Below are 22,419 nucleotides of genomic sequence, written 5' to 3'. Positions count from 1 at the left end.
GGCTCAGGCGGCTATCGCGTGCACCGGCATCGTCACTGCTACCAGCACCGACGGCATTATCACTGTCATTGACGCCCCCTGGGCACCCTTGGCCAAACGGAGGGTCCGGTGGTGGCTCTGGCAGTCTCCGCCACCCATCCCTGGGTAGTCGCAATCCCGAACGCAGGCCTCGGACAGCCCTTCGGTCCTCGAAGCGCCTGATGACGATCCGCTCAGACCTAGAGACGGATCAGCGCCCGGCTGGCCGACAGTCGGGAGACTGGGATGAGGCAGACCAGGGCGGGCCCTCAGATGTCACGCGATGAAATCCACCGCAGCCCTAGGCCGGCCTGCGATCCCGCCGTGGCGCCGCACGGTCCCGGACGCCTTTTCCCCGGACACAGATCCACTCAGCAGGGCATCGGGGCCGCGGCTTGCGACCAGCGCGCCACGCTCGGTTCGGCCACAGCAGGGATGGCATACGTCCATGCCACACCCGTCGAGGACGTTCCGGAGACTTTCGGGACCTGCCTGCGCGCGGGCCTGACGGAAACGGAGGCCCTGCAACGGCGCGCACACTCCGGTCCGAACGTGATCGCCACGAAGGAAAGGGCCGGCAAGCTTGTGCTGTTCGTCCACCAGCTTGCGAGCCCCGTCGTCTACCTGCTCGCGGCAGCGGCTGCCCTCTCGTTCTACTTCGGCGACTGGCAGGAGGCGGGCGCCATCATCGCGGTCTTGGCCATCAACACCGGACTTGGCTTCTTCACCGAACTGAGAGCGCTGCGGTCCGTCGAAGGATTGCGGGCACTCGGGACGCGCTCGGCCCGCGTCCGCCGTGACGGACGCACGCAGGTGCTCCCCGCCGAGGATCTGGTCCCGGGCGACATCGTGCTGGTCGAAGGCGGCGATGCCGTCCCGGCCGACATCCGGCTGGTCGAGGCATCCAACCTGCGCACGGACGAGTCCGCCCTCACGGGTGAATCCGTGCCTGTGGACAAATCGCCGGATCCGGTCGCTCCGGATGCGCGTCTGGCAGAGCGAGCGTCCATGCTGTTCAGGGGAACCCTGGTCGCGAACGGCAGCGGCACCGGTGTCGCCGTGGCGACCGGAGCCGGAACCGAGCTCGGTGCCGTCGCGCGCCTCGTCGAGCAAGCCGAGCCTGACAGGTCCCCCTTGGAGCGGCGCCTTGCACGTCTGTCCGGCCAGATGGTCTGGTTGATCCTGGCGCTTGCGCTCGTCCTCGCCGGCATCGGCGTGGCGACCGGCAAGGACCTCCGTCTCATGACAGAAGCCGGGATCGCCTTGGCGGTCGCCGCCATTCCGGAGGGGCTGCCCATCGTGGCGACCTTGGCCCTCGCCCGCGGCATGTGGCGGATGGCCCGGAAGAACGCCTTGATCGAGCGCCTCTCGGCCGTCGAGACGCTCGGCGCCACCACGGTGATCATGACCAACAAGACAGGCACCCTGACCGAGAACCGGATGACGGTACGGTGGCTGTCGCTGCCATCGGGCGACGTCGACCTGACCGATCCAGGCTCCGCCGCCGCCGGGACCGGACGTTTGCTTCAGGTCGCGGTCCTCTGCAACGACGCCACGCTCGGAGAAGACCCTGGCGGGGACAGCGGCGACCCGATGGAACAGGCGTTGCTGCGGGCGGGCCTGTCCGTCGGACTGGACCGTATCGCGCTCGCGAGGGAGCGGCCGCTGGTCAGAAAGCATGCCTTCGACGCGGCAACGCGCATGATGGCCACCGTCCATGCATACGGACTAGGGCATCTGACCGTCGTCAAAGGGGCTCCTGAAGCGGTGCTTGCCGCTTCGTGGCAGGTCGATGGCGGGACTGGCGCCATCCCGCTTGACGACGACGCCCGGTGCATGTGGCGACGCCGCATCGAGGAACTGGCCAGCCGAGGCTTGCGCGTCATCGCCTGTGCCGAGAAGACGACCGAAGATGCGGGAGCAGATCCCTTTGAGGGGCTCACTTTTCTCGGGCTGATCGGGTTGGAGGATCCGGCTCGAAAGGACGTCCCGAACGCGTTGGCGGCCTGCCGGAAGGCCGGCATCCGGGTGATCATGGTGACTGGCGACCACGCCGTCACGGCCCTGAGCATCGCTCACGCGGTCGGGCTCGCCCGCCCGGGTGAGCGTGCCGTGGAGGGCGGCGTCAGTGGGGTGGTCCCGGACCGCCTTGAGGAGGTCGCGGTTTTCGCGCGGGTGAGTCCCGGCGAGAAGCTGGCGCTGGTCCGAGCCTACCAGGACAGGGGAGAGATCGTCGCCATGACCGGCGACGGCGTCAACGATGCCCCCGCTCTCAAGCAGGCGAATATCGGCGTCGCGATGGGTCGGCGCGGAACGGACGTGGCGCGGGAGGCCGCCGCGATGGTTCTCCTCGATGACGCGTTTTCGACCATTGTCGGGGCGGTCCACGAGGGGCGGGTCATCTTCGATAACATCCGTCGGTTCGCCGCCTATCTCCTCGCCTGCAACCTGAGCGAGGTCTTGGTCGTCGGGTTGGCCATCCTCTCAGCCCTTCCGCTGCCCATCCTGCCGTTGCAGATCCTCTACCTGAACGTCGTGACCGACGTGTTCCCCGCCTTCGCGTTGGCGATGTGCGAGGGACGGGACGACATCCTCGCACGTCCTCCCCGCGACCCACGGGAGGCCATCCTCGGACGTCCGCAATGGGGGCGAATCGTCCTCCACGCCGCCGTTCTGGCGATCGGGACCTTCGGGGGGCTGGCGGTCGCCGAATCCTGGTTCGCCCTCGACCCAGCCTCCATCGTGACCGTGACCTTCCTGACGCTCGCCTTCGCGCAGCTCTGGCAAGTCTTCAACATGCGGGCATCGGGATCGGGAGCGTTCCGTAACGAAGTGACGCGCAACCCCTGGATCTGGGCTGCCTTGTTCCTCTGCACGGTACTGCTTGTCGGCCCGGCCTACATGCCTGCGGTCGGGAACGTGCTCGGTCTCGTTCCGCCCGACTCGACGATGTGGGCGATCATCCTCTGCGCTAGCTTCGCGCCACTCTTACTCGTCCAGCTCGGAACTATGGCCATCAGTGCTCGCTGGCCGACCGCCAGAACATGATGGCCGTCCGTCGGAACCTTGTACGACCTGACCGGCCAGCGTTGCGATGGATCAACGCGCACCTTCCGCCAAGCGCGAAACTTGGTCCGCCAAAGCGTCAGGAGCCTCGCATGTCCCTTCCGTCCTCAATCGCGCACGCCGAGATCCGCGACGTCCTCGTGTGCCTCACTGAGGAGGGTTGCGGCGACGAGGCCGAAACCGCGCTGGCCTATGGGCTCTCGCTCGCCGCTGCGACGGGAGCCCATCTCACCGTGCAATCCGCGGCAAAGCGCCTGACCGTGGTTGCCGGGGGAGCGTGGGGGTTCGTGAGAGACCTAGTCGCGACCGAAAACAGGCGGCTACGCTCCCTCGCGCAGGCAGTCGCCGAAAGCGCCGCCGCGGACGCCGCCAGCGCGGGCGTGACCTGTACGACCGAGGCGCCATACCTTGCCTACATGGACCTGGTCGCACGGCTTACCGCCCGCGCGCGGCTCGCGGATCTGACCATCCTCGATGCCGAGACGAGGGAGGTCGATCTCGACCGCGACCTGATCGACGGGGTCCTTTTCCGGAGCGGGCGACCGCTTCTCGTAGTCCCGCCCGGCTGCGAGGCCTACGCCGCGCGGCGGGTCCTCGTTGCCTGGGACGGCAGCGCCCAGGCGGCCCGGGCGGCAAACGATGCCCTGCCGTTCCTGCGCGCCGCGGAGCTGGTGGAAATCGTGTCCGTCATCGGGGAGAAGGACCTGTCGACATCCGCCGCCGGCGCCGAGTTCGCTCCCCACCTCGCGCGCCATGGCGTGAGGGTCTCGGCAGTCGACGTGCCGGTCGTCGGCGACGTCGCGGAGACGCTCAGGACCCGGGCCGCCGAGGTCGGCGCCGACATGCTGGTGATGGGCGCTTACCGGCATTCGCGCCTTCAGGAGTGGTTCCTCGGCGGCGTGACGCAGTCCCTCCTCAACCGCAGCCCCCTGCCCCTGTTCCTGGCACATTGACCGAGGGACGTCCGGTGGTCGCGCAGGGACCCACATCGGGCGGCAGGGATCGAGGGAGCGGGCATGGGCTCGAACGAGGTCACTGAAGTGGGTCGTGCTGGGGATGATCTGGCACGGGATCTCGCACGCATCGCGGTGACCGCCGGCTCGCCCGTCGCCGTCATCTTCGCGGCCGGTTGCGCACCGACGTGGAAGGGAGACGGTTCACCGGTTACGGATGCGGATCTCGCCGCCGAGGGCGTCATCTACGACCGGCTTTCGGACGGATTCCCGGGAATGCCCATCGTCTCCGAGGAGCGCATAGCGGCGGGGGACGCCCCGATGATCGGGCCCCGCTTCGCGCTCGTTGACCCCCTGGACGGCACCCGCGAGTTCATCGCCGGGCGCAACGAGTTCACCGTCAACGTCGCAATCGTCGAACAAGGTCGACCGGTGGCAGGAGCGATCTACGCTCCGATGCTCCAGCGCCTCTGGTATGGCGGAGCCGCGGCCTACACCTGCCCCGTCGCGCCGGGTGCGGACCTGCCCGAAGTCGATGCCATGCGCCGTATCAACGTTCGGTCCGCATCGCCCGGTCACCTCGTCGCGTTGATCAGCCGCTCGCACATCGACCCGCGGACGGAGGCCTACCTCCAGGGTCTGACGGTGGCGGAGCGCCGACCGATGGGTTCCTCGCTCAAGTTCTGCGTGATCGCGGAAGGTCAGGCGGACCTCTACCCGCGCTTCGGCGTCACCTGCGAATGGGACACCGCCGCGGGTTGCGCCATCCTGACGGCCGCAGGCGGAAGCATCGTCGATCCGGAGGGCCGACCGCTACGTTACGGAGACGCTCACGGCGGATTCCGGCATGCCGGCTTCGTCGCTTTGGGGGACCTGCGCTTCAAAACGGTCGCCGAAGGTGATCTCCGATAGCAGCTTTGCCCGAAGGGCTTCCGGCGCAAGCCTAGCGTCGACCCTTCGCCAAGTGATGCGGCCGCAATCGCGTTTGACCTGGGCCGCGAGGACATCGACGGTCGCGTCGGACGGGTCGAGCCGCCGTCTCTCGATCCGGGCCGTGAGCGTCACCATCGGCGCCTGCAGCCATACGCCCTGGAATGGTCGTCCCATTTCGCTTGCGACCGCCTCCATCGCCGTTCGCTCCCTCGGCCGGTCGAACACCGCGTCCGCTATCGCGCAATGCCCCGTCTCCAGGACCTTGCCCACCTCCTGCCGGAGGGTGGCGTAGACCCGCTCGGAGACGGACGCCTCGTAGGCCGCGGCTGGAAGCCGCGTCGTAGGCGTCACCCCGTGTAGACGTTTGCGAATGCGGTCGCTGCTGAGGATGCGGGCACCAGGGGGGGCGCCAAGCCAAGGCGCGACGAGGGCCGCCACGGTCGACTTGCCCGACCCGCTCAGTCCCCCCACCGCGACCAGCCCTGCCTCTGCCTGATCGAGCAAGGACTTGGCGAGATCGAGATAGGCCCTGGCCTCCGTCCGCGTCTCCGCCCGCTCGTCGTCGGCTCTCCCTTCCGCCTGCACGGCCGTGACATGCGCGCGGATGATGGCGCGCAGGGCCATCAGGAACGGCAAGAGGCCGAGGCCGTTCGTCTCGTCGGCCTCGTCGAGGTAGCGATTGAAGAGGAGGTTGGCGAGGTCGCGTTGCTCGCGATGCCAGAGATCCATCAGTACGAAGGCAAGGTCGTACAGGACGTCGATGGTCGCGATGGCCTCGTCGAATTCGATGCAGTCGAACGGGGTCGGCACCCCGTCGAAGAGACAGATGTTGCGGAGCGTGAGGTCACCGTGGCAGCGGCGCACCTTGCCGGCGGCGCGTCGGGAGTCGATCAGCACGCCGTGCCGCTTCAGGGTCCTACGGAAGCAATCCGCGAGGCTTTGGGCCTCGCCATCGGTTGCAAGCAAAGTAGCCCGGAGAGCCTTGTCGTTCATCTCGATGAGCGCGCCCATGGCTGCGGAGCCGCCGTGCCTCTGGCTGACCTCGGCCCTGGCATGGAAGGCGGCGATGCGATGGGCGAGGTCGGCGACGAGTTCCGGGCCCAACCGGCCGGTTCGTGCCATCTCGTCGAACAGGTCCTCCTGCGGGAATCGATGCATCTCCACGACGGCATCGATCAGGGGGCCTTGGCCATCGAAGGCAAGGCTTCCGTCCGGCTCCCGCGTGATCCGATGGACGCCGATGTAGAGGGATGGCGCCGTCCTGTAATTGAGGTCGAACTCGGCCAGGCACATCGCGAGCCGCCGCTCGGCCGTCGAGAAGTCGAGATACGGGAAGCGCACCGCCCGCTTCAGCTTGAAGACGCGTCCGTCGCCGAGGAACACCTCGGAGATGTGCGTGCGCATGATGCCGACCGACTGCCCCGATCCCTCCAGGGACCGAGTCAGGAAGTCGACGACCTCGGCCTGGCTCCAGTTCGACATCTTCGACGCTCCGCCGCTAGTGCGTCGGGGCCGGCTGCACGGAGCCGCGATGGTTCTGGCCGGTCTTCCGCGTCTTGCTCCCTGCACCCCTGATCAGTTCCTCGAAGGCCGAACGCAGGATCTTACTCTTGGAAACGTGTGGCCAGCGCTCTCGAACGGCCGCAATCAAGTCCTTGCGCTTCATCCCCGGCTTTACGACCTTCACGATTGTCCGGCTGATAGTTGATGTCGATGGCATGATCGGCGCTCCGCGTGAGGGGTCGACGTTTCTCCGAGGCGGATTCTTTTTCGTTGATCTGCGTCAAGCCGGGCCTGAACTTCGCGTGCGGCTCATGCCTTACGGTGCGAGACCGGTCAGTCTTCGACGACCCGGCGAAGGCGTGCGCGGCGTAAGGAGACCTGACGTCCGCCGGCACGCAGCAGGGCGCCGGCCTCTTCGAGCTGCGACAGGGTCCGCGACACGGTCTCGATGGTCAGGCCAAGGTAGTCGGCGATGTCGCGCCGGGTCATCGGCAGCGTGAAGGTGCCGGTGCCGCCGAGCCGCTCGTCGACGTCGATCAGGAAGGCTGCCACTTTTTCTACGGCGGAGCGGCGGCCGAGCAGCAGCATGTGGTCCTGGGCGTGACGCAAGCCACTCGTGGCCATGTTCCAGAGGTGGCAGGCGACCTCGGCGTTGCGGGTGGCGGCGCGCTGTATCCCCTGGCGCCGGAAGATCAGAACCTTCGTGTCCGAGAGGGCCTCGGCCGAGTGCCGATGGGTCTCGCCCTGCTCGAAGCCGAACAGGTCACCCGGCAGGTGGAAGCCGGTGATCTGACGCCGACCATCGTTGAGGACCTTGTGGGTTCGGACCGCGCCTTCGACCACCCGGTAGACGAACTCGGCGTCCTCGCCTTCGCCGTAGATCTCCTCCTCCCGGCCGTAGGAGAATGGCGTTCCGACGATCTCGGGGCAACCCGCGAACAGGACGGTTTCGCGTCCGCAGGGGACCGGCACGTTCACGGGGGTGAACGACGGAATGGGTCGCGTCATCTCGGGGGCCATCGCTTCGCTCCTCGTCGGGATCTGATGAGGGGGAAGTTGGCCGGGCCTTCGCGGGATGGAAATTCCGGCCCGTTTCTTAAGGGCCGCTGCATAAGGGCAACTACGTAGTTCCTAAGGACGACCGTCACCCCCCGCCAATCGCCACGTACATCCATCCGCCGGCATGGTCGGGTGCCATGAGCAGGCCGAAGCGAGTCGCGAGCATGGACCCGACCACGGTGGCGAGCGCGTAGGCCATCAGGGCAAGGACGAACGTCAGGGCGTCCGCGTGATGACGCAGGGTGTGGATAGAGGCACAGCCGGACGTGAACGCCATGGCGAGGAGTATTGCGATGGGATCAGGGAGCATGACCGTGGTTCGCAGCAGTCGGGAGCGCTGACGGTTGAGGCCGCGCCGAGAGCTATCGCTTGGCGCAGCCTCTGTTTTACGAACGCGCTCCGTTCAGACGGAGCGCGCCTCGGGGGATCGGTACAGCCGCCAGAGCTCGAACCCGGACAGGGCGACCACTGACATGCCGATGACCACATGGGCGCCCATGACGTACTTCATCTCCGCGAAGCCGAGCGCCCAGGGTGCCGCGGCAACCCAGAGACCGACGGCGAGGTTGAGGTATTCCTCCCAGTCGTAGGACTTGCTGAGCGCCAGCATGGCGATGACGGCGATAGCGGCGCCGCAGATGAAGGCGTTTCGGGCCGCGGAGGTCTCGCTGCTCAGCTCCAGGTACCAGGGTGCCAGGAACAGGGCGATGCCCAGGAAGACGTTGAGGCCGTTCAGGACCGCGTCCTCGGCCCGGTTCTCGATGGTGCGCATCGATTTCTCCTCGGGAGAGAGGCTCCTTGGAGGGCGGGGCCGACCGGGAGCCGAGCGACAGACGTCCTGTCGCTTCCATTCGAGGACAGTCACAGCGCGCTGGCCGAGTAGCCTTGACTCAAATCAAAAACAAAATGCGTGACGGCCCCGATATTAGCACTGGTATCTGATAAAGGCGCAGCTTTATCTAAGATAAACGATGCGTCCATCGATGTTTGATTTGGATCAAGGTGCTTCCCCGGAGTCGGCGCAACCTATGCGCCTTCGCCAGACTAAGGAGATCCCGATGCGTTCCGGACACACGCCGCACCTGCACGCCCATGCCCCCAAGGATGCGGCCGAGGCTATGGGGGCCGGCCTGGCCACTTGGCGCACCCTCGCGGTCGACTTGCCATTGCGTCTCGCGGCGGAGGCGATGCGCTTCACGGGCCGACGCCTTCAGGCCCAGGCGGACCACCTCGTCGGGTTGGCACGCTGCGGCTCGCTCAACGAGGCCGTCGGGCTCCAGACGGCGTTCGTGACCAAGGGCCTGACCGACTACCGGCAGGAGGCGACGACCCTGTCGCACGACGTCACGGAGACGGCCTTCGCCAAGGCGGCGTGACACGGGCGTCCGCTGGCCGGCAAATGGCTCCGGCGGACTCCTCCTGTGAACCTGAGGCGCCATTGGCAGGATGGGCTCCGATGCCGGGCAGACCACGCCGCCCCCAGATCTACCGCATCTTCCAGCACCGGCGTGCGCCGGGGCTGTGTTGCGCCATTCGCGAGGGCCTGTCGATCCCGTCCTTCGTCGCCGCCCACGGCTGGAACTTCGGCGCCGAGGTGCGCGAGAACGGAAGCCTGCCGTTCGATTTCCAACTCCTGCCGGCGCGAGAGGCCAGTGCCGCGTTCGGCTACTACCTGTTCCATCATCCCTGCGAGACCCTGTCGCCGCGCTGCTCGCGTCCGTGGGGCGGCAAGGGGTCTGGACCGGCGGCTTGCAATCCGTGAGCGTCCGCCGGCATCACCACCGTGCATTGACCGGTCACTGGCCCTCGTCCGTGACGCTGACCCGGTCCGCGACGTGAATGTCGGGTGCCACCGGGACGGGTCCGCGATCCATCGGCATCGTACCTTTCGCTTTTGACCGCAGCCGAGGGGCCGCTCCGACCGCGATCTGGCTGAGCACCCTGCGGACGTGCGAACTGACCGCAATCCCAAGGTTGGCGGAGCAGGGACCGACATGATGCGCGGAGAAAGGCTTCGTGACCATCATCGGGATGACCTTTCATGGGTGGCACGAACGGGTCCGGCGGCCGGGGACACGATCCGGAGGATCTCGAACCCGAACCGTGGTCTGGCTCGAACCGCCGTCTGGAAGGCTCGTGATCCGGACCGATTGACCATGCTTCCCAATGGAGGCGACGGTCATGCTTGGTGCGACAGCGTGTCGTCGAGACCGTCACGAAGGATCGCATCGCGATGGGACACCGCGTTGATATCGATCAAAGCCGTGCGCGGGTGACGTTGCCAGGCTCGGGGTCCAGCCGGGACGGGGATGATGCAATCGCCCCCGATGTGTCTTGGGCCGCCCGCGCAAGCCGCCATGCCCGCGAAGTCCCATGGCGGGCTGTTGCAAGGACAAGTCCCACGGTCAGGCGCGGGGCGACAGGCCGACGTCCTGCGCCAGCGTTGCCAGGAAGGCGTCAAACGTGAGGGGCTTTTCCACCAGCGGCAGGCCGACCTCGCGCGCCCGTGTCCGGATGCGTGCGTCGGGATGCCCGGTGATCAGCACGGCGGGTGCGTGGACGGCAAGCTCCTGCAGGCGCGCGAACACCTCAAGCCCGTCCATTCCCGGCATGACGTAATCGAGGATCATGCAAGCGGGGGTCGGGCCGGGGAACGCCGCCAGGAGTTCCGGGCCGCTGCCGAAGGCCTCGACCGCGTGCCCCTCGGTCTCCAGGAGAAAGCACAGCGAGTGCAGGACGGCCGGATCGTCGTCCACGACGTAGATGGGGGGAGGGTTCATCGACCGAATGCTCGCCGCCCAACCACGATGCCGGGTGCCTTGTGAGCCAGGACCTTAGGCTTCCCCAAGCGTTCCTTCCTTGACCTGCCTCAAGGCAGCGTCAGGCCAGGCCCGCCAGCACCGACCACCGCACCAGCTCTTGCAGGCTTTCCGCCCGCGTCTTGGCCATGAGCTTGGCCCGGTAGATCTCGACGGTCCGGGGACTGATGTCGAGCGCACGGCCGATGTCCTTGCTGGAGCCGCCAACGACGAGTTGGTCCATCACCTGTCGTTCGCGCTCGCTCAAGGTGCCCACCCGGCGGATGAACTCCTGCAGGGTTGGATCCACGGCCTTCGCGAGCCCGTCCCGGTCAAGGGCGGAGCGCAGCGCCTGCAGCAACGCCTCGTCGTCGAAGGGCTTCTCGATGAAGTCGCAGGCCCCGAGCTTCATCGCCTCCACCGCGAGCGGCACGTCCCCGTGCCCCGTCATCATGATCACCGGGAGGGTATGACCGCTTTCCCGCAGGCGGCGCAGCAATTCGAGCCCATCGACGCCGGGCATGCGGATATCGGCCAGGACGCATCCGCGCGCCGGCTTGACCAGCGTGTCGAGAAGGTTCGTCCCGGCCTCGTAGAGTGCGACCTCGAAGCCGGCCGTGTCGAGCAGGAAGCCGACCGAATCCCGCATGGCCGGATCGTCGTCTACGACATGCACGAGGCTAGGGGGCATGGATCGCGTCTCCCTCGGGGGCTGTCACCAGCGTCAGCCGGAAGGTGGCCCCACCAGCCGCGTTGCGCTCGACCGTGAGGCGCCCTCCATGCGCCTCGATGATGGTGCGGCAGATCGAGAGCCCGACACCCATGCCGCTGGCCTTGGTGGTGACGAACGGTTGGAACAGCCTGTCGGCGATCTCGTCCGCGATGCCGGGGCCGGTATCCGACACCGAGATCTCGACGAACTCCGAGGAGAGTGCATGGGCGTCGACGGCCATCTCGCGCCGTTCCCTGTGCTGCATGGCCTCGCGCGCGTTACGCATGAGGTTGACCAGAACCTGCTGGACCTGCACCCGGTCGGCCAACACGGCTCTGAGGCCTGGGGCCACGCGGACCTTGGCGACGATGCCCTGCTCGCGAGCACCGACCAGCGCCAGGGCGCTCGCCTCCTCGATCAGCCGCGAGACCGGCTCAAGCCGGCGTTCCGTCTCGCCCCGGGTGACGAACTCCCTCAGGCGGCGGATGATCTGGCCAGCCCGCAGGGCCTGCTCGGCGGTCTTGTCGAGGACCTCGATGGTCTTTGCGATGGCCACGGTATCCGGGTTCGCGAGCAGGCGACGGCAGCCCTTGGTGTAGTTCGCGATGGCGCCGAGTGGCTGGTTCAGCTCGTGCGCGAGGGTGGATGCCATCTCGCCCATCGCACTCAGGCGCGAGACGTGGACGAGATCGGATTGGAGTTCCTGTAGCCGCTGCTGCGTCATCTGGTGATCGGTGAGGTCGTTGATGAAGCCGGTAAAGAACACCTGCTCGCCCGAGCGCATCTCGCCGATGGCGAGCTCCATTGGGAATGTCGTACCGTCCGCCCGCTGGCCCGTCACGACCCGATGGATGCCGATGATGCGGCGCTCACGGGTTCGGCGGTAGTGATCGAGATAGCCATCGTGCTCTCTTCGCATCGGCTCCGGCATCAGCATGCGGACGTTCCTCCCGATGGCCTCGGCGGCCGCGTATCCGAAGAGGCGCTCAGCCGCCATGCTGAAGGAACTGATGGTGCCCGCCTCGTCAATGACGACCATGGCCTCGGGCACGGTGTCCAAAATTGAGCGCAGGTGCGCCTCGCGGGCGCGTAGGTCCGCCTCGGCCTGCTTCTGCTCGTGGATGCTGAGGACGACACCACGGTGTCGGGCCCCTCGGCCATCCGCGTCGAGGCTCACCCGTCCGCGCGAGCGCAGCCAACAGACATGACCGTCCGGCCGCGTGACGCGATAGTCGACCTCGTAGCTCCCACCCTCCCTCAACGCCCGCTGGATGGTATCCGCCCGCGCTTGGCGGTCATCGGGGTGCACCAGGACCTGGGACGCCGCGAAGGTGGTCAGTTGCTCCGGTGGAACGCCGAAGAGCCGGGCGCAGGTCGCCGAGACCGTGACGCGGCCGGTCGGGATGTCCAGAGACCAGATGCAGACACCCACGTCGTCGAGGGTCTGCCAAAGCTCATCGACGGTGAGCGTGCCGTCGCCGCCCTGAACAGGAGCCATCAAGTCGATGGGGCTAGTCATCCATAACGCCTCCCGTGAATGCTCGGATTCGGTACAGCCGAAGTGAGCGTTGCAGACGTTAAACCCGATGCCCTCGTGTGATCGGCTCTTGAATGATGGGCAAGCATCTGCGCTCGCCAGCTCGCCTCACGGGTCCGTGACCGGCAAGTTATCTGGTTTGCATCCTCCGAGATAGTCGGTCGCCGTGGCGCAGTGTTCACGACACTTCGTCGTTCGATGGAAACGGTGGCGGTTTGAGGTGGATCAAGGCTGCTTGGTCGCGAGGGGCCGAAAACGGGGGCGGAACGAACCGGAGACGCCCCATGTCAAAGCCTCCCGCATCCCCCCTCGCAGCCATCCGCGACGTCCTCGTCGGCACAACTGTCGAGAACGAGTCCGAGTCAGCCTCCAGCGCCATCGGTTACGGACTGACGCTCGCGAAAGCAGCCTGCGCCCACCTGACGGTCCAATCCGCCTCTTGGTGCCTCTCGGGCGACGATGCCTGGCTCGGCAATTTCGATCTGGACGATGATGGGATTACCCTCATCGACCGGCGCCTCGATGCAATGGCTCGTTCCGTCGCGGACCGCGCGGCCGGGGACGCGGCGCAGGCCGGCGTGCTCTGTACGACGCAAACGCCGAGCCTTCCCTATCCGGACGTCGTTGGCCGGCTGGTGGCTCATGCGAGCCTACACGACCTGACGGTCCTGGATGCGGGCCCGCGAACCTACGACCTGGATCGCGAAGTCATCGAGAAGGCCCTCCTCGCGAGCGGCCGGCCGGTCATTGCCGTGCCGCCGGGACACGACGCCTTCATGGGTAAGAGGATCATCGTGGCCTGGGACGGCAGCGCGCAGGCGGCGCGGGCGGCCAACGACGCGATGCCGTTCCTGCGCGCGGCGGAGGCCGTGGAGATCGTCTGCGTTGCCGGTACCGAGGAACTCCATACATCGGTGCCGGGCGCCGAGTTCGCGCCCCATCTCGCGCGTCACGGCGTGCACGTCTCGGTCGTCGACGTGCCGGTCGTGGGTGACGTCGCCGAGACGCTTCGCAACCAAGCGAAGATGTTCCACGCCGACATGCTCGTGATGGGAGCCTACGGCCATTCCCGCATCCGGGAGTTCTTCTTCGGCGGGGTGACGCGATCCCTACTTCGCAGCAGTCCGGCTCCTTTGTTCCTCGCGCATTGAGAAGGGGATAGGGCCATGAACCCGAGGAGACGTTGCGGCTGCCATGCCGTGCGAAAGGTTTCGAGGGTGAACAATCGGCCTCGACCAGGGCCGCGCCGCGACGGGGAACGGGACTCGACCCGATCCAAGCTCCCTGAGCGTTCGTCCTCGGACGACGAGTGGATGAAGCCGCTGGAAGATGACGACCTGCGGGCGCTGGAAGCCGCTTGGGGCTTCGTCGAGTAAACCGGACAGGCGGATCGGCCGACGCGGAGGCTTATTCAAGGAGAGGTGCGGGCAAATTCCCGCATGAAGTCCTGCAGCCGCTTGAGATGTCGGTCATCGAGCTCGTCGGACCCGTTCGTCGCAAGGGCGCCGATCAGGCTTTCGGCGAAAACTGAGCGGCCCGAATAAGCCATGGACCAAATCGAGAATTCTCGTTTGGCAGTTTGTCGGTCTTGAACGACGTCGACATGCTCATGGCGCCGGTCACGGCGGATGCTATCCATGAGCTCATCGATGGCTGCCTGAGATCCCTCCAGAATCTGGGCGAAGCGCGCATCGGTCGCGATCAGCGCGCCGGTGACCTGCAGTCGGGCGTTCCTGGCCCTCGCTGCATCCACGATGTTCACGATGTCCGCGTCAGTCGCTCGCCGGCGGCTGACGTAGAGCAAGGATCGCTCCATCGACTTCTTTTCCCTTCGGCCTTCCGACGCTTACTTGAGGCAGTTGCGGACGGCCCATCACCGCCTCAGGGTCCTCAGGTAGGTCGTGAGGTCGTCGGCATCCAGCGGGTTCAGCCGGAAGTCGGGCATGGCCGGATGTCGTCGTTCGACACCCTCGACCAGGATGTCGGCAAGGTCATCGATGGGGAAGCGGCCGGCGAGCGTTCGAAACGTCGGCGCCTCGGGCATCGGGCTTGCGCCCCGAGAACCGACGCCATGGCATCGCGCGCAGGTCGTGCGGGCAAACGCTTCGCCCCGGGATGCCGAACCCTCACGGGCGAAGGCGGCCGAAACGAGGAGCGGGAACACCGCAAGCGCTGCGATAATGTGGGGGCGGCGCATCAGTGGCTCATCAGGCAGCAGACGGGTGCCGTCTGCAGGATGTCCTGGGTCATACCGCCGAAGGCCCATTCCCGCAGCCGTGAATGGCCGTAGGCCCCCATGACGATAAGGTCGGCGTACTCGCGACGCGCGAACCGGATGACGTCGTCGGCTTCGCCGCGAAGCGAGGGGTCAAGGACATGGATAGTGACGTTCGCGCCATGTCGCCTGAGATGGTCCGCCACCGCCTCGGTCCCCTGGGACGGTGGCTCGTCTCCCACCGAGATGAGGTAGACATGGTCCGCCTCTCGAAGGAAAGGCATCGCCGCCGGGATGGCCCGTCGTGCCTCAAGGGTGTCCTTCCAGGCGACCACGATGCGGTCGGCGCCCAGGTGCTCGGTATCCCGAGGAACGACCAGGACCGGACGTCCCACCTCCATCAGCAACGGGCCGGGCAGCACCGCCATCGGGCCCGGCACACCGTCGGCCGCGCCATGGCGTCCGACCACCACGAGGTCCGCCGCGCGTGACTCCCGGACGAGATTGGTTGTGGGGTGCCCCTCGGCAAAGTGCCAGTTGGTTCGGAGTGCTTCGCCGCTATGGCGCGTGAAAACGGCCCGAACTTGAGCCGCCTCGTCTCGGTACCGGCGTTCCTCGGCGGCGCGCAGGATGCCGTCCTCCTGCATGTTCGTGAAGGCCGGGGGGGCAAGGATCAACCGGGCGGCCACGCCCGTCAGGTCCGCCTCGAACCGTTTCGCGAGCCCGGCGGCGAGCCGGACACGTTCGGCGGCACCTTGGTCCAGGTCCACGGATACCAGGATGTTCGCGTAACCCACGGCCGTCTCCCGAGCCCGCCGAACCCAGCGGAAGGGAACCTTGGGTCGTTCCGGCTCCGCACGCCTTGATCCATCTCAAGGAACCATCCGGGATAAGTGGCCCGGCTGCGCGGAAACGTGAGCATCCGATGGGGTCGCGGGGACCGGGCCTCCGAGTGCCCGCATGGCGTTGAGGATGACGGCGACGTCGATGGCCTCCTGCAACAGGGCGCCCTGAAGCGGCGTCAGGTAGCCAAGGGCCGCCGCGACCATGCCGGCGAGCGACAGGCCAAGGCCGACCATCACGCTCTGGAGTGCGATGACCCGGGACCGCTTTGCGATGTCGATGGCATGCGGAAGGGGCGCGAGGCTGTCGACCAGCAGGACGACGTCCGCCGCTTCAGCCGCCGCTGCCGCGCCCCTGGCGCCGAGAGCCACTCCGAGGTCGGCGGCTGCGAGGGCTGGCGCGTCGTTGACGCCGTCCCCCACCATCATCACCGGTCCATGCACCCGTTCGTTGGCCACGACCTGCGTCTTGGCCGCAGGATCGAGGTCCGCCTCCAGGGCATCGATGGGCAGGCCTGCGATCAGCGCCTGCGCGATGCCACGCCGGTCACCGGTCGCGAGCACCACGCGCTGGATGCCGCACCGGCGCAGATCCGCGAGCGTTCGTCCGCCGTCCGTTCGCAGCGGGTCGGCGAAGCGCAGGATCGCGGCCGGCTTGCCGTCCACGGCCACCAGAACCGTGGCGGCCACCGCGTCCGCGTTCCGGGCGGCGTCCGTTTCCGGGAAGGGGATGCCGTGCGCCCGCATCAGGCGGGGTCCGCCGACTCGGACAGGCTGCCCCTCGACGAGGCCCGTGACGCCCTCTCCGGGGACTTCGACCACCTGGGTCGGTTGCGTCAGGGTAAGGCCGCGTGCGAGGGCCGCATCGACCAGCGCACGGGCTGTCGGGTGGCCGGAGGCCTGGTCGAGGGAGGCCGCCAGCCTCAGCACATCCTGCTCCCCGATAGGGCCGAGGATGTGCACGGCGGTCAGCCGTGCTCGCCCATGGGTCAGCGTGCCGGTCTTGTCGACCACCAGTACGCGCACCCTGGCCAGCATCTCCAGGGCCCCGCCGCCTTTGATGATCACGCCGATTCCGGCCGCCCGCGATAGTCCGGAGATCAGGGCGACGGGCACCGCGAGGATGAGCGGACAGGGTGTGGCCACGACCAGCACCGCGAGGGCCCGCACGGGATCGCCTGAGGCCGCCCAGGCCCCCCCGGCCAGAATCAGCGTCAGGCCGAGGAAGGCCAGGCCATAGCGGTCGGCGAGGCGCGCCATCGGGGCCTTCTGGGATCGGGCGGCCTCGACGAGCCGGACGATGCCGGCATAGGTGCTCTCGGCGGCTCGGCGCTCGGCCATCAGCGTGAACGGCGCACCGACATTGACCGTGCCGCTCAGCACGGTCGCGTTCGTTTCGAACGCGACCGGCAACGCCTCGCCGGTGAGCGTCGCCTGATCGAGGATGGCCCGGCCCGCAGCGACGCGACCGTCGACCGGCAGGACGTCGCCGACGCGAACGAGGATGCGGTCGCCCGGCGCCAGCGTCGCGATGGGTACTTCCTTCACGGACCCGGATTCCTCGCGAAGGGCGGTGCGTGGCTGGCGGGCGAGCAGAGCCGTCATGGCTCGGCTGGCTCGTCCGGACGCGTAGGCTTCAAGCGATTGGCCACCGGCGTACATGAGGGCGATGACGACGCCGGCCAGCGGCTGGGACAGGGCAAGAGCGCCGCTCATCGAAAGCAGGGCAACCAGGTCGAGGCCGACGTCGCCTCGCGCCAGGCTGGTCACGACCTGAGCCATGAGGACGGCGAGGACGGTCAGCGTCGGAAGTGTCCACGCCCAGGCCGCGATGTCTGGACGAGAGAGCGCCTCGGCCGAAAGTCCGGTGCAGAGGCCGACCAGAGGCAGGATCGCCAGCCATCCGCGCAGTCGCTGGAACGCGTCGACGATAGCCGGCCGTCCCGCCGCACCTGAGTCGATGGCCGTCGTCGTCATTCTCGCGCTCGCTTCCGGCTGTTGCGGGCCTTTGGGTTGCGCTCGTACCGCCCGGGGAGCCTTGCGCTGGATCAACGCGCGCCGGTGGATCCGCAGAAGAGGGTCGAAGCCTCACGACGGCGACCGCTGCATCGCCGGCCGACCGGGCATCTCCCATGGGGAAGTTTCTAGGCTTCGTTGATCCAGCGCAAGGAAGCGGCGTCGGGGCCCCTGCATCGTCGAGCAGATCGCTCCGGGCACATGGCCTGGACGCCCGGAGATCCCGATGCCTTCCCTGACCCTGCCGAGCGCGGTCGACCTGGCTCGCACCCAGTTCGCACTGACTATCGTGTGGCACTTCCTGTTCCCGGCCTTCACCATCGGCCTGGCAAGCTTCCTCGCCGTGCTGGAGGGCCGCTGGCTGGCCACCGGCAAGGCCGTCTACCTCGACACCTACCGGTACTGGCTCAAGGTCTTCGCCGTGGCCTTCGCCATGGGCGTCGTCTCGGGCCTGGTGATGTCCTACCAGTTCGGCACAAACTGGTCTGTGTTCGCCGACCGCACGGCGCCGATCCTGGGGCCGCTCCTCGGGTACGAGGTGCTCACCGCCTTCTTCCTGGAGGCAGGCTTCCTGGGCGTCATGCTGTTCGGTCTGGAGCGCGTCGGCCCGCGCCTCCACTTCCTGGCGACCTGCCTCGTCGCCTTCGGCACCCTGACCTCCGCCTTCTGGATCCTCTCGGCCAATTCCTGGATGCAGACTCCCACCGGGCATACGATGGGAGCCGACGGCCGGTTCGCCCCCGCCGACTGGTGGGCCATCGTGTTCAACCCGTCCTTCCCCTACCGCTTCGCCCACACGGTGACCGGCGCCTACCTGACCACCGCCATGATCGTGGGCGCGGTCGGTGCCTGGCACCTCCTCCGCGACGCCAAGAACCCCCGCGCCCGGGTGATGTTCTCGATGGCCATGTGGATGGCCGCCGTCGTCGCACCGGCGCAGCTCGTCATCGGCGACGTGCACGGCGCCAACACCTACGAGCACCAGCCCGCCAAGGTCGCGGCGATGGAAGGGCACTTCGAGACCCGGAGCCGGGCACCCGCCCTGATGTTCGGATGGCCCGACGCCGAGGCCGGCGAGACGCGCGGCGCCTTCGGCATCCCGGGGCTGGCCAGCCTTTACCTCACCCACGACTTCGACGGCACCGTGAAGGGGCTCAAGGACATGCCCCGCGCGACCTGGCCGACCAACCTGCCGTTGGTGTTCTGGTCGTTCCGGGTCATGGTCGGGCTCGGCATGCTGATGATCGCCCTCGGCCTGGCCTCGCTGTGGCTGAGGTGGAAGGCCCGGCTCTACGACACCGCCTGGTTCCAGCGCTTCGCGGTCGCCATGGGGCCGTCCGGCCTCATCGCCGTCACCGCCGGCTGGACCGTCACCGAGACGGGCCGCCAGCCCTTCACGGTCTACGGGCTGCTGCGCACCGCCGACAGCGTCTCGCCGGTCGCCGCCCCCGCCGTCGCCGCCTCGCTCGCCGCCTTCGCGGTGGTCTACCTCGCCGTGTTCGGGGCGGGCATCTGGTACCTGCTCCACCTCTTCAACCAGACCCCGCACGTCCACGAATCGGGACCGCCGACCGGCGTGCCGATCCGGACCGCCGGCATCACCCCGGCCCCGGCGCTCGACACGCCGCACCACGGCGCCAGCCGTCCCGCCCTCCAGCCCGCGGAGTAGTCCCCATGGCCATCGACCTCACCCTCGTCTGGGCGCTCCTCATCGCCACCGCCATCTTCCTCTACGTGGTCATGGACGGCTTTGACCTCGGCGTCGGCATCCTGTTCCCGGCCATCCGCGCCAAGGCCGACCGGGACGTGATGGTGAACACCGTCGCCCCGGTCTGGGACGGCAACGAGACCTGGCTCATCCTCGGCGGCGGCGGCCTATTCGCCGTCTTCCCGCTGGCCTACGCCACGTTGCTGCCGGCGCTCTACATCCCGCTCACACTGATGCTGCTCGCCCTGGTGTTCCGCGGCGTCGCGTTCGAGATGCGGTTCCGGAGCGCTACCCCGCTCTCCCAGGTCGCGTGGGACGGCTCCTTCTCGGCCGGGAGCTATGTCGCGGCCTTCTGCCAAGGGATCTGCCTCGGCGCCCTGGTGCAGGGCGTCAGGGTCGAGGGACGGGCCTATGCCGGCGGCTGGTGGGACTGGCTGACCCCGTTCTCCCTGTTCACCGGGCTCGCCCTGGTCGCCGGCTACGGGCTGCTCGGAACGTGCTGGCTGATCTGGAAGACGGAGGGCGAGCTGCAGGTCCGGGCCTACCGCCTCGCTCGGGGCTTCGGCATGGCGACCCTCCTCGCCATCGCCGTCGTGTCCGTGGCTATGTCGTTCCTCAGCCCCGCCTTCCGCGGTCGCTGGCTGACCTGGCCGGCGATGGCCTTCGTCGCCCCGGTCCCGGTCCTGGTCGGCCTTCTCGGCTGGCGCCTGCGCGACGCGCTCGACAGGCGGGAGGAAGTCATGCCCTTCCTGTGCGGGCTCGGCCTGTTCCTGCTGTCCTACGTCGGCCTGGCCATCAGCCTGTTCCCGATGATCGTGCCGCCCTCCGTGACGATCTGGGACGCGGCCACGCACCCGAGCAGCCAGCGCTTCCTCCTCGTCGGCACGGTCGTACTCCTGCCGATGGTCCTCGGCTACACCGCCTACGTCTACTGGCTGTTCCGGGGTAAGGTCACCGCCGGCGCGCCGGGCTATCATTGAGGGGCCGCGGCATGACCATTCCCGACACCGTACGCCGCATCGGCTGGTTCGTGGCGCTGTGGGCTGGTGGCATCGCCTTCCTCACGGCGGTCGCCCTGCCGCTGCGCTGGCTGCTCAAGGTCGTGTGATCGTCCCGGCCATTCTTGACGAAAACCCCTGCGCCTTGATCCAGCGCAATGTCGGTTCACCGGCAGGTGCGACCTTCACGGAGGTTCAACGACCGGAGCAACCTCGCGTATGACGATGGCATCTGCAGCGTCCGACCCAACCGGACGGGGACGGCTGGCCGCCCAGGGTGACTGTGCATTGGACCGCCGGGGCAGACCTTCGTTTATCTGAATGTCGGTCCGGCGTCTCGACCACTCCCCAAGCCTCCAATCTTCACTATCCTGGCGACCCAGGTCGTGGCTAGCTGCGTGCAAGTAAGAACTTGTAGAAACTTATATTTTGCATGTAATATATCTTGGTTGCCGTAAGAACGATAATAACACGGGAGAAACGCAAATGAACAAGCCAGAATTCCTCAGTGTGGGTGCAACAAAGTCCCCGTTCTCAGCTCGGTACGACAATTTCATCGGGGGCCAATGGGTCGCCCCGAGCGCCGGCCGCTACTTCGAGAACACCTCGCCCATCACAGGCCGGGTGATCTGCGAAGTCGCCCGCTCGGACGCCGCCGACGTCGACAAGGCCCTCGACGCCGCGCATGCCGCCAAGGAGGCCTGGGGCCGCACCGCGCCGGGCGAGCGCGCCCGCATTCTGAACAAGATCGCCGACCGGATGGAGGAGAACCTCGACCTGATCGCGTTGGCCGAGACCTGGGACAACGGCAAGCCGATCCGCGAAACGACCCACGCCGACATCCCGCTGGCCATCGACCACTTCCGCTACTTCGCCGGCTGCGTCCGCGCGCAGGAAGGCTCGATCTCCGAGATCGACCACGACACCGTCGCCTACCATTTCCACGAGCCGCTCGGCGTCGTCGGCCAGATCATCCCGTGGAACTTCCCCATCCTGATGGCGGTGTGGAAGCTCGCGCCCGCGCTCGCCGCCGGCAACTGCGTCGTGCTGAAGCCGGCCGAGCAGACGCCCGCCTCGATCCTCGTCTTGGCCGAGCTCATCGCCGACATCCTGCCGCCTGGCACCCTCAACATCGTCAACGGCTTCGGCCTCGAGTGCGGCAAGCCGCTGGCCTCCTCGGCCCGCATGGCCAAGATCGCCTTCACGGGCGAGACGACGACAGGCCGGCTGATCATGCAGTACGCCTCGCAGAACCTGATCCCGGTGACGCTGGAACTCGGCGGCAAGTCGCCGAACATCTTCTTTGCCGACGTCGCCAACGAGGATGACGACTTCTTCGACAAGGCGCTGGAGGGCTTCACCATGTTCGCCCTGAACCAGGGCGAGGTCTGCACCTGTCCGAGCCGCGCCCTGGTGCACGAATCGATCTACGACCGCTTCATGGAGCGGGCGATCAAGCGCGTCGAGGCGATCACGCAGGGCTCGCCCCTCGACCCCGCCACCATGATCGGGGCCCAGGCGTCCTCCGAGCAGCTGGAGAAGATCCTCAGCTACGTCGACATCGGCCGCCAGGAAGGCGCCGAGTGCCTCACGGGCGGCGAGCGCAACGTCAAGGACGGCGAGTTCGCGGAGGGTTTCTACATGAAGCCCACCGTCTTCAAGGGCCACAACAAAATGCGCATCTTCCAGGAGGAGATCTTCGGGCCCGTGCTCTCGGTGACGACCTTCAAGGACGATGCCGACGCGCTCTCGATCGCCAACGACACCCTCTACGGCCTCGGCGCCGGCGTCTGGACCCGCGACGGGACCCGTGCCTACCGCTTCGGCCGCGCCATCCAGGCCGGCCGCGTGTGGACGAACTGCTACCACGCCTATCCGGCCCACGCGGCCTTTGGCGGCTACAAGCAGTCCGGGATCGGCCGCGAGAACCACAAGATGATGCTCGACCACTACCAGCAGACGAAGAACATGCTGGTCAGCTACTCGGCCAAGAAGCTCGGGTTCTTCTAAGCGCGGCCCAACGACCGAGGTCCGCGTGAACCTGCCCCGGCCAGCGTTTTT

General features: G+C 67.4%; 22 protein-coding genes. 10 read left to right on the top strand and 12 right to left on the bottom strand.

What is annotated here, in order from left to right; translation table 11 throughout:
- The first annotated feature begins 453 nt into the window (after positions 1-453).
- From RQI43_RS17970 to cysQ, 3 genes are all read left to right on the top strand, one after another.
- Complete coding sequence (locus tag RQI43_RS17970; RefSeq protein WP_311276051.1) at positions 454-3,066, top strand: cation-transporting P-type ATPase; 2,613 nt, start codon at positions 454-456, stop codon at positions 3,064-3,066.
- A gap of 110 nt (positions 3,067-3,176) precedes the next feature.
- Complete coding sequence (locus RQI43_RS17965; protein ID WP_311276050.1) at positions 3,177-4,037, top strand: universal stress protein; 861 nt, start codon at positions 3,177-3,179, stop codon at positions 4,035-4,037.
- Positions 4,038-4,100: 63 nt separating this feature from the next.
- Positions 4,101-4,949, top strand: a complete 849-nt coding sequence (gene cysQ / locus RQI43_RS17960) for a 3'(2'),5'-bisphosphate nucleotidase CysQ (RefSeq protein ID WP_311276049.1) — start codon at positions 4,101-4,103, stop codon at positions 4,947-4,949.
- Here cysQ and RQI43_RS17955 read toward each other — a convergent pair.
- From RQI43_RS17955 to RQI43_RS17935, 5 genes are all read right to left on the bottom strand, one after another.
- Positions 4,851-6,452: an AAA family ATPase gene (locus tag RQI43_RS17955; RefSeq protein ID WP_311276048.1), complete on the bottom strand. Its 1,602-nt coding sequence runs from the start codon at positions 6,450-6,452 to the stop codon at positions 4,851-4,853. The two genes, cysQ and RQI43_RS17955, sit on opposite strands and share 99 nt — an antisense overlap.
- Before the next feature lie 122 nt (positions 6,453-6,574).
- Positions 6,575-6,757: a hypothetical protein gene (locus tag RQI43_RS17950; protein WP_311276047.1), complete on the bottom strand. Its 183-nt coding sequence runs from the start codon at positions 6,755-6,757 to the stop codon at positions 6,575-6,577.
- 49 nt (positions 6,758-6,806) lie between these two features.
- Positions 6,807-7,493, bottom strand: coding sequence for a helix-turn-helix domain-containing protein (locus RQI43_RS17945; RefSeq protein WP_311276046.1), 687 nt, complete (start codon positions 7,491-7,493; stop codon positions 6,807-6,809).
- Positions 7,494-7,617: 124 nt separating this feature from the next.
- The gene (locus RQI43_RS17940) at positions 7,618-7,842 is read right to left on the bottom strand and encodes a hypothetical protein (RefSeq protein ID WP_311276045.1); all 225 of its coding nucleotides are present in this window, start codon (positions 7,840-7,842) and stop codon (positions 7,618-7,620) included.
- A 93-nt stretch (positions 7,843-7,935) separates the two neighbouring features.
- A complete protein-coding gene (locus RQI43_RS17935; protein WP_311276044.1) occupies positions 7,936-8,304 on the bottom strand; it encodes an SPW repeat protein in 369 nt (122 codons plus the stop codon).
- Positions 8,305-8,590: 286 nt separating this feature from the next.
- On the opposite strand from RQI43_RS17935, the gene RQI43_RS17930 reads away from it, so the two are divergent.
- Positions 8,591-8,908 carry a phasin family protein gene (locus RQI43_RS17930; protein WP_311276043.1) on the top strand — a complete coding sequence of 106 codons (318 nt, stop codon included), beginning with the start codon at positions 8,591-8,593 and terminating at the stop codon, positions 8,906-8,908.
- An 80-nt stretch (positions 8,909-8,988) separates the two neighbouring features.
- Positions 8,989-9,294 carry a hypothetical protein gene (locus RQI43_RS17925; protein ID WP_311276042.1) on the top strand — a complete coding sequence of 102 codons (306 nt, stop codon included), beginning with the start codon at positions 8,989-8,991 and terminating at the stop codon, positions 9,292-9,294.
- Between the two features lie 643 nt (positions 9,295-9,937).
- Here the strand turns inward: RQI43_RS17925 and RQI43_RS17920 are convergent.
- From RQI43_RS17920 to RQI43_RS17910, 3 genes are all read right to left on the bottom strand, one after another.
- A complete protein-coding gene (locus RQI43_RS17920; protein ID WP_311276041.1) occupies positions 9,938-10,312 on the bottom strand; it encodes a response regulator in 375 nt (124 codons plus the stop codon).
- Between the two features lie 100 nt (positions 10,313-10,412).
- The gene (fixJ, locus tag RQI43_RS17915; protein ID WP_311276040.1) at positions 10,413-11,021 is read right to left on the bottom strand and encodes a response regulator FixJ; all 609 of its coding nucleotides are present in this window, start codon (positions 11,019-11,021) and stop codon (positions 10,413-10,415) included.
- Positions 11,011-12,561: a PAS domain S-box protein gene (locus tag RQI43_RS17910; RefSeq protein WP_311276039.1), complete on the bottom strand. Its 1,551-nt coding sequence runs from the start codon at positions 12,559-12,561 to the stop codon at positions 11,011-11,013. Before RQI43_RS17910 ends, fixJ begins: the two co-directional genes overlap by 11 nt.
- A gap of 302 nt (positions 12,562-12,863) precedes the next feature.
- On the opposite strand from RQI43_RS17910, the gene RQI43_RS17905 reads away from it, so the two are divergent.
- Positions 12,864-13,730 carry a universal stress protein gene (locus RQI43_RS17905; protein ID WP_311276038.1) on the top strand — a complete coding sequence of 289 codons (867 nt, stop codon included), beginning with the start codon at positions 12,864-12,866 and terminating at the stop codon, positions 13,728-13,730.
- 260 nt (positions 13,731-13,990) lie between these two features.
- Here the strand turns inward: RQI43_RS17905 and RQI43_RS17900 are convergent, their stop codons facing one another.
- From RQI43_RS17900 to RQI43_RS17885, 4 genes are all read right to left on the bottom strand, one after another.
- Positions 13,991-14,383: a BLUF domain-containing protein gene (locus tag RQI43_RS17900; protein WP_311276037.1), complete on the bottom strand. Its 393-nt coding sequence runs from the start codon at positions 14,381-14,383 to the stop codon at positions 13,991-13,993.
- 69 nt (positions 14,384-14,452) lie between these two features.
- On the bottom strand, positions 14,453-14,776 hold the full coding sequence (locus RQI43_RS17895; RefSeq protein ID WP_311276036.1) for a cytochrome c: 324 nt from the start codon (positions 14,774-14,776) through the stop codon (positions 14,453-14,455).
- The gene (locus tag RQI43_RS17890) at positions 14,776-15,591 is read right to left on the bottom strand and encodes a universal stress protein (RefSeq protein WP_311276035.1); all 816 of its coding nucleotides are present in this window, start codon (positions 15,589-15,591) and stop codon (positions 14,776-14,778) included. Before RQI43_RS17890 ends, RQI43_RS17895 begins: the two co-directional genes overlap by 1 nt.
- Before the next feature lie 75 nt (positions 15,592-15,666).
- Positions 15,667-17,613: a heavy metal translocating P-type ATPase gene (locus RQI43_RS17885; protein WP_311276034.1), complete on the bottom strand. Its 1,947-nt coding sequence runs from the start codon at positions 17,611-17,613 to the stop codon at positions 15,667-15,669.
- Positions 17,614-17,878: 265 nt separating this feature from the next.
- Between RQI43_RS17885 and RQI43_RS17880 the strand changes: the two genes are divergently transcribed.
- The 4 genes from RQI43_RS17880 (at position 17,879) to adh (ending at position 22,368) form a co-directional block, all read left to right on the top strand.
- Entirely contained in the window at positions 17,879-19,321 is a 1,443-nt protein-coding gene (locus RQI43_RS17880) for a cytochrome ubiquinol oxidase subunit I (RefSeq protein WP_311276033.1), read from the top strand.
- Between the two features lie 5 nt (positions 19,322-19,326).
- A complete protein-coding gene (gene cydB / locus RQI43_RS17875; protein ID WP_311276032.1) occupies positions 19,327-20,340 on the top strand; it encodes a cytochrome d ubiquinol oxidase subunit II in 1,014 nt (337 codons plus the stop codon).
- Positions 20,341-20,351: 11 nt separating this feature from the next.
- Complete coding sequence (locus tag RQI43_RS17870; protein WP_311276031.1) at positions 20,352-20,468, top strand: DUF2474 family protein; 117 nt, start codon at positions 20,352-20,354, stop codon at positions 20,466-20,468.
- Positions 20,469-20,844: 376 nt separating this feature from the next.
- Complete coding sequence (gene adh / locus RQI43_RS17865) at positions 20,845-22,368, top strand: aldehyde dehydrogenase (protein WP_311276030.1); 1,524 nt, start codon at positions 20,845-20,847, stop codon at positions 22,366-22,368.
- Positions 22,369-22,419: the final 51 nt, after the last annotated feature.

The organism is Methylobacterium sp. WCS2018Hpa-22, assembly GCF_031843785.1.
Classification (GTDB): domain Bacteria; phylum Pseudomonadota; class Alphaproteobacteria; order Rhizobiales; family Beijerinckiaceae; genus Methylobacterium.
Note: the sequence above shows the minus strand (reverse complement) of the source record. Positions and strands in the feature narration are given on the sequence as shown.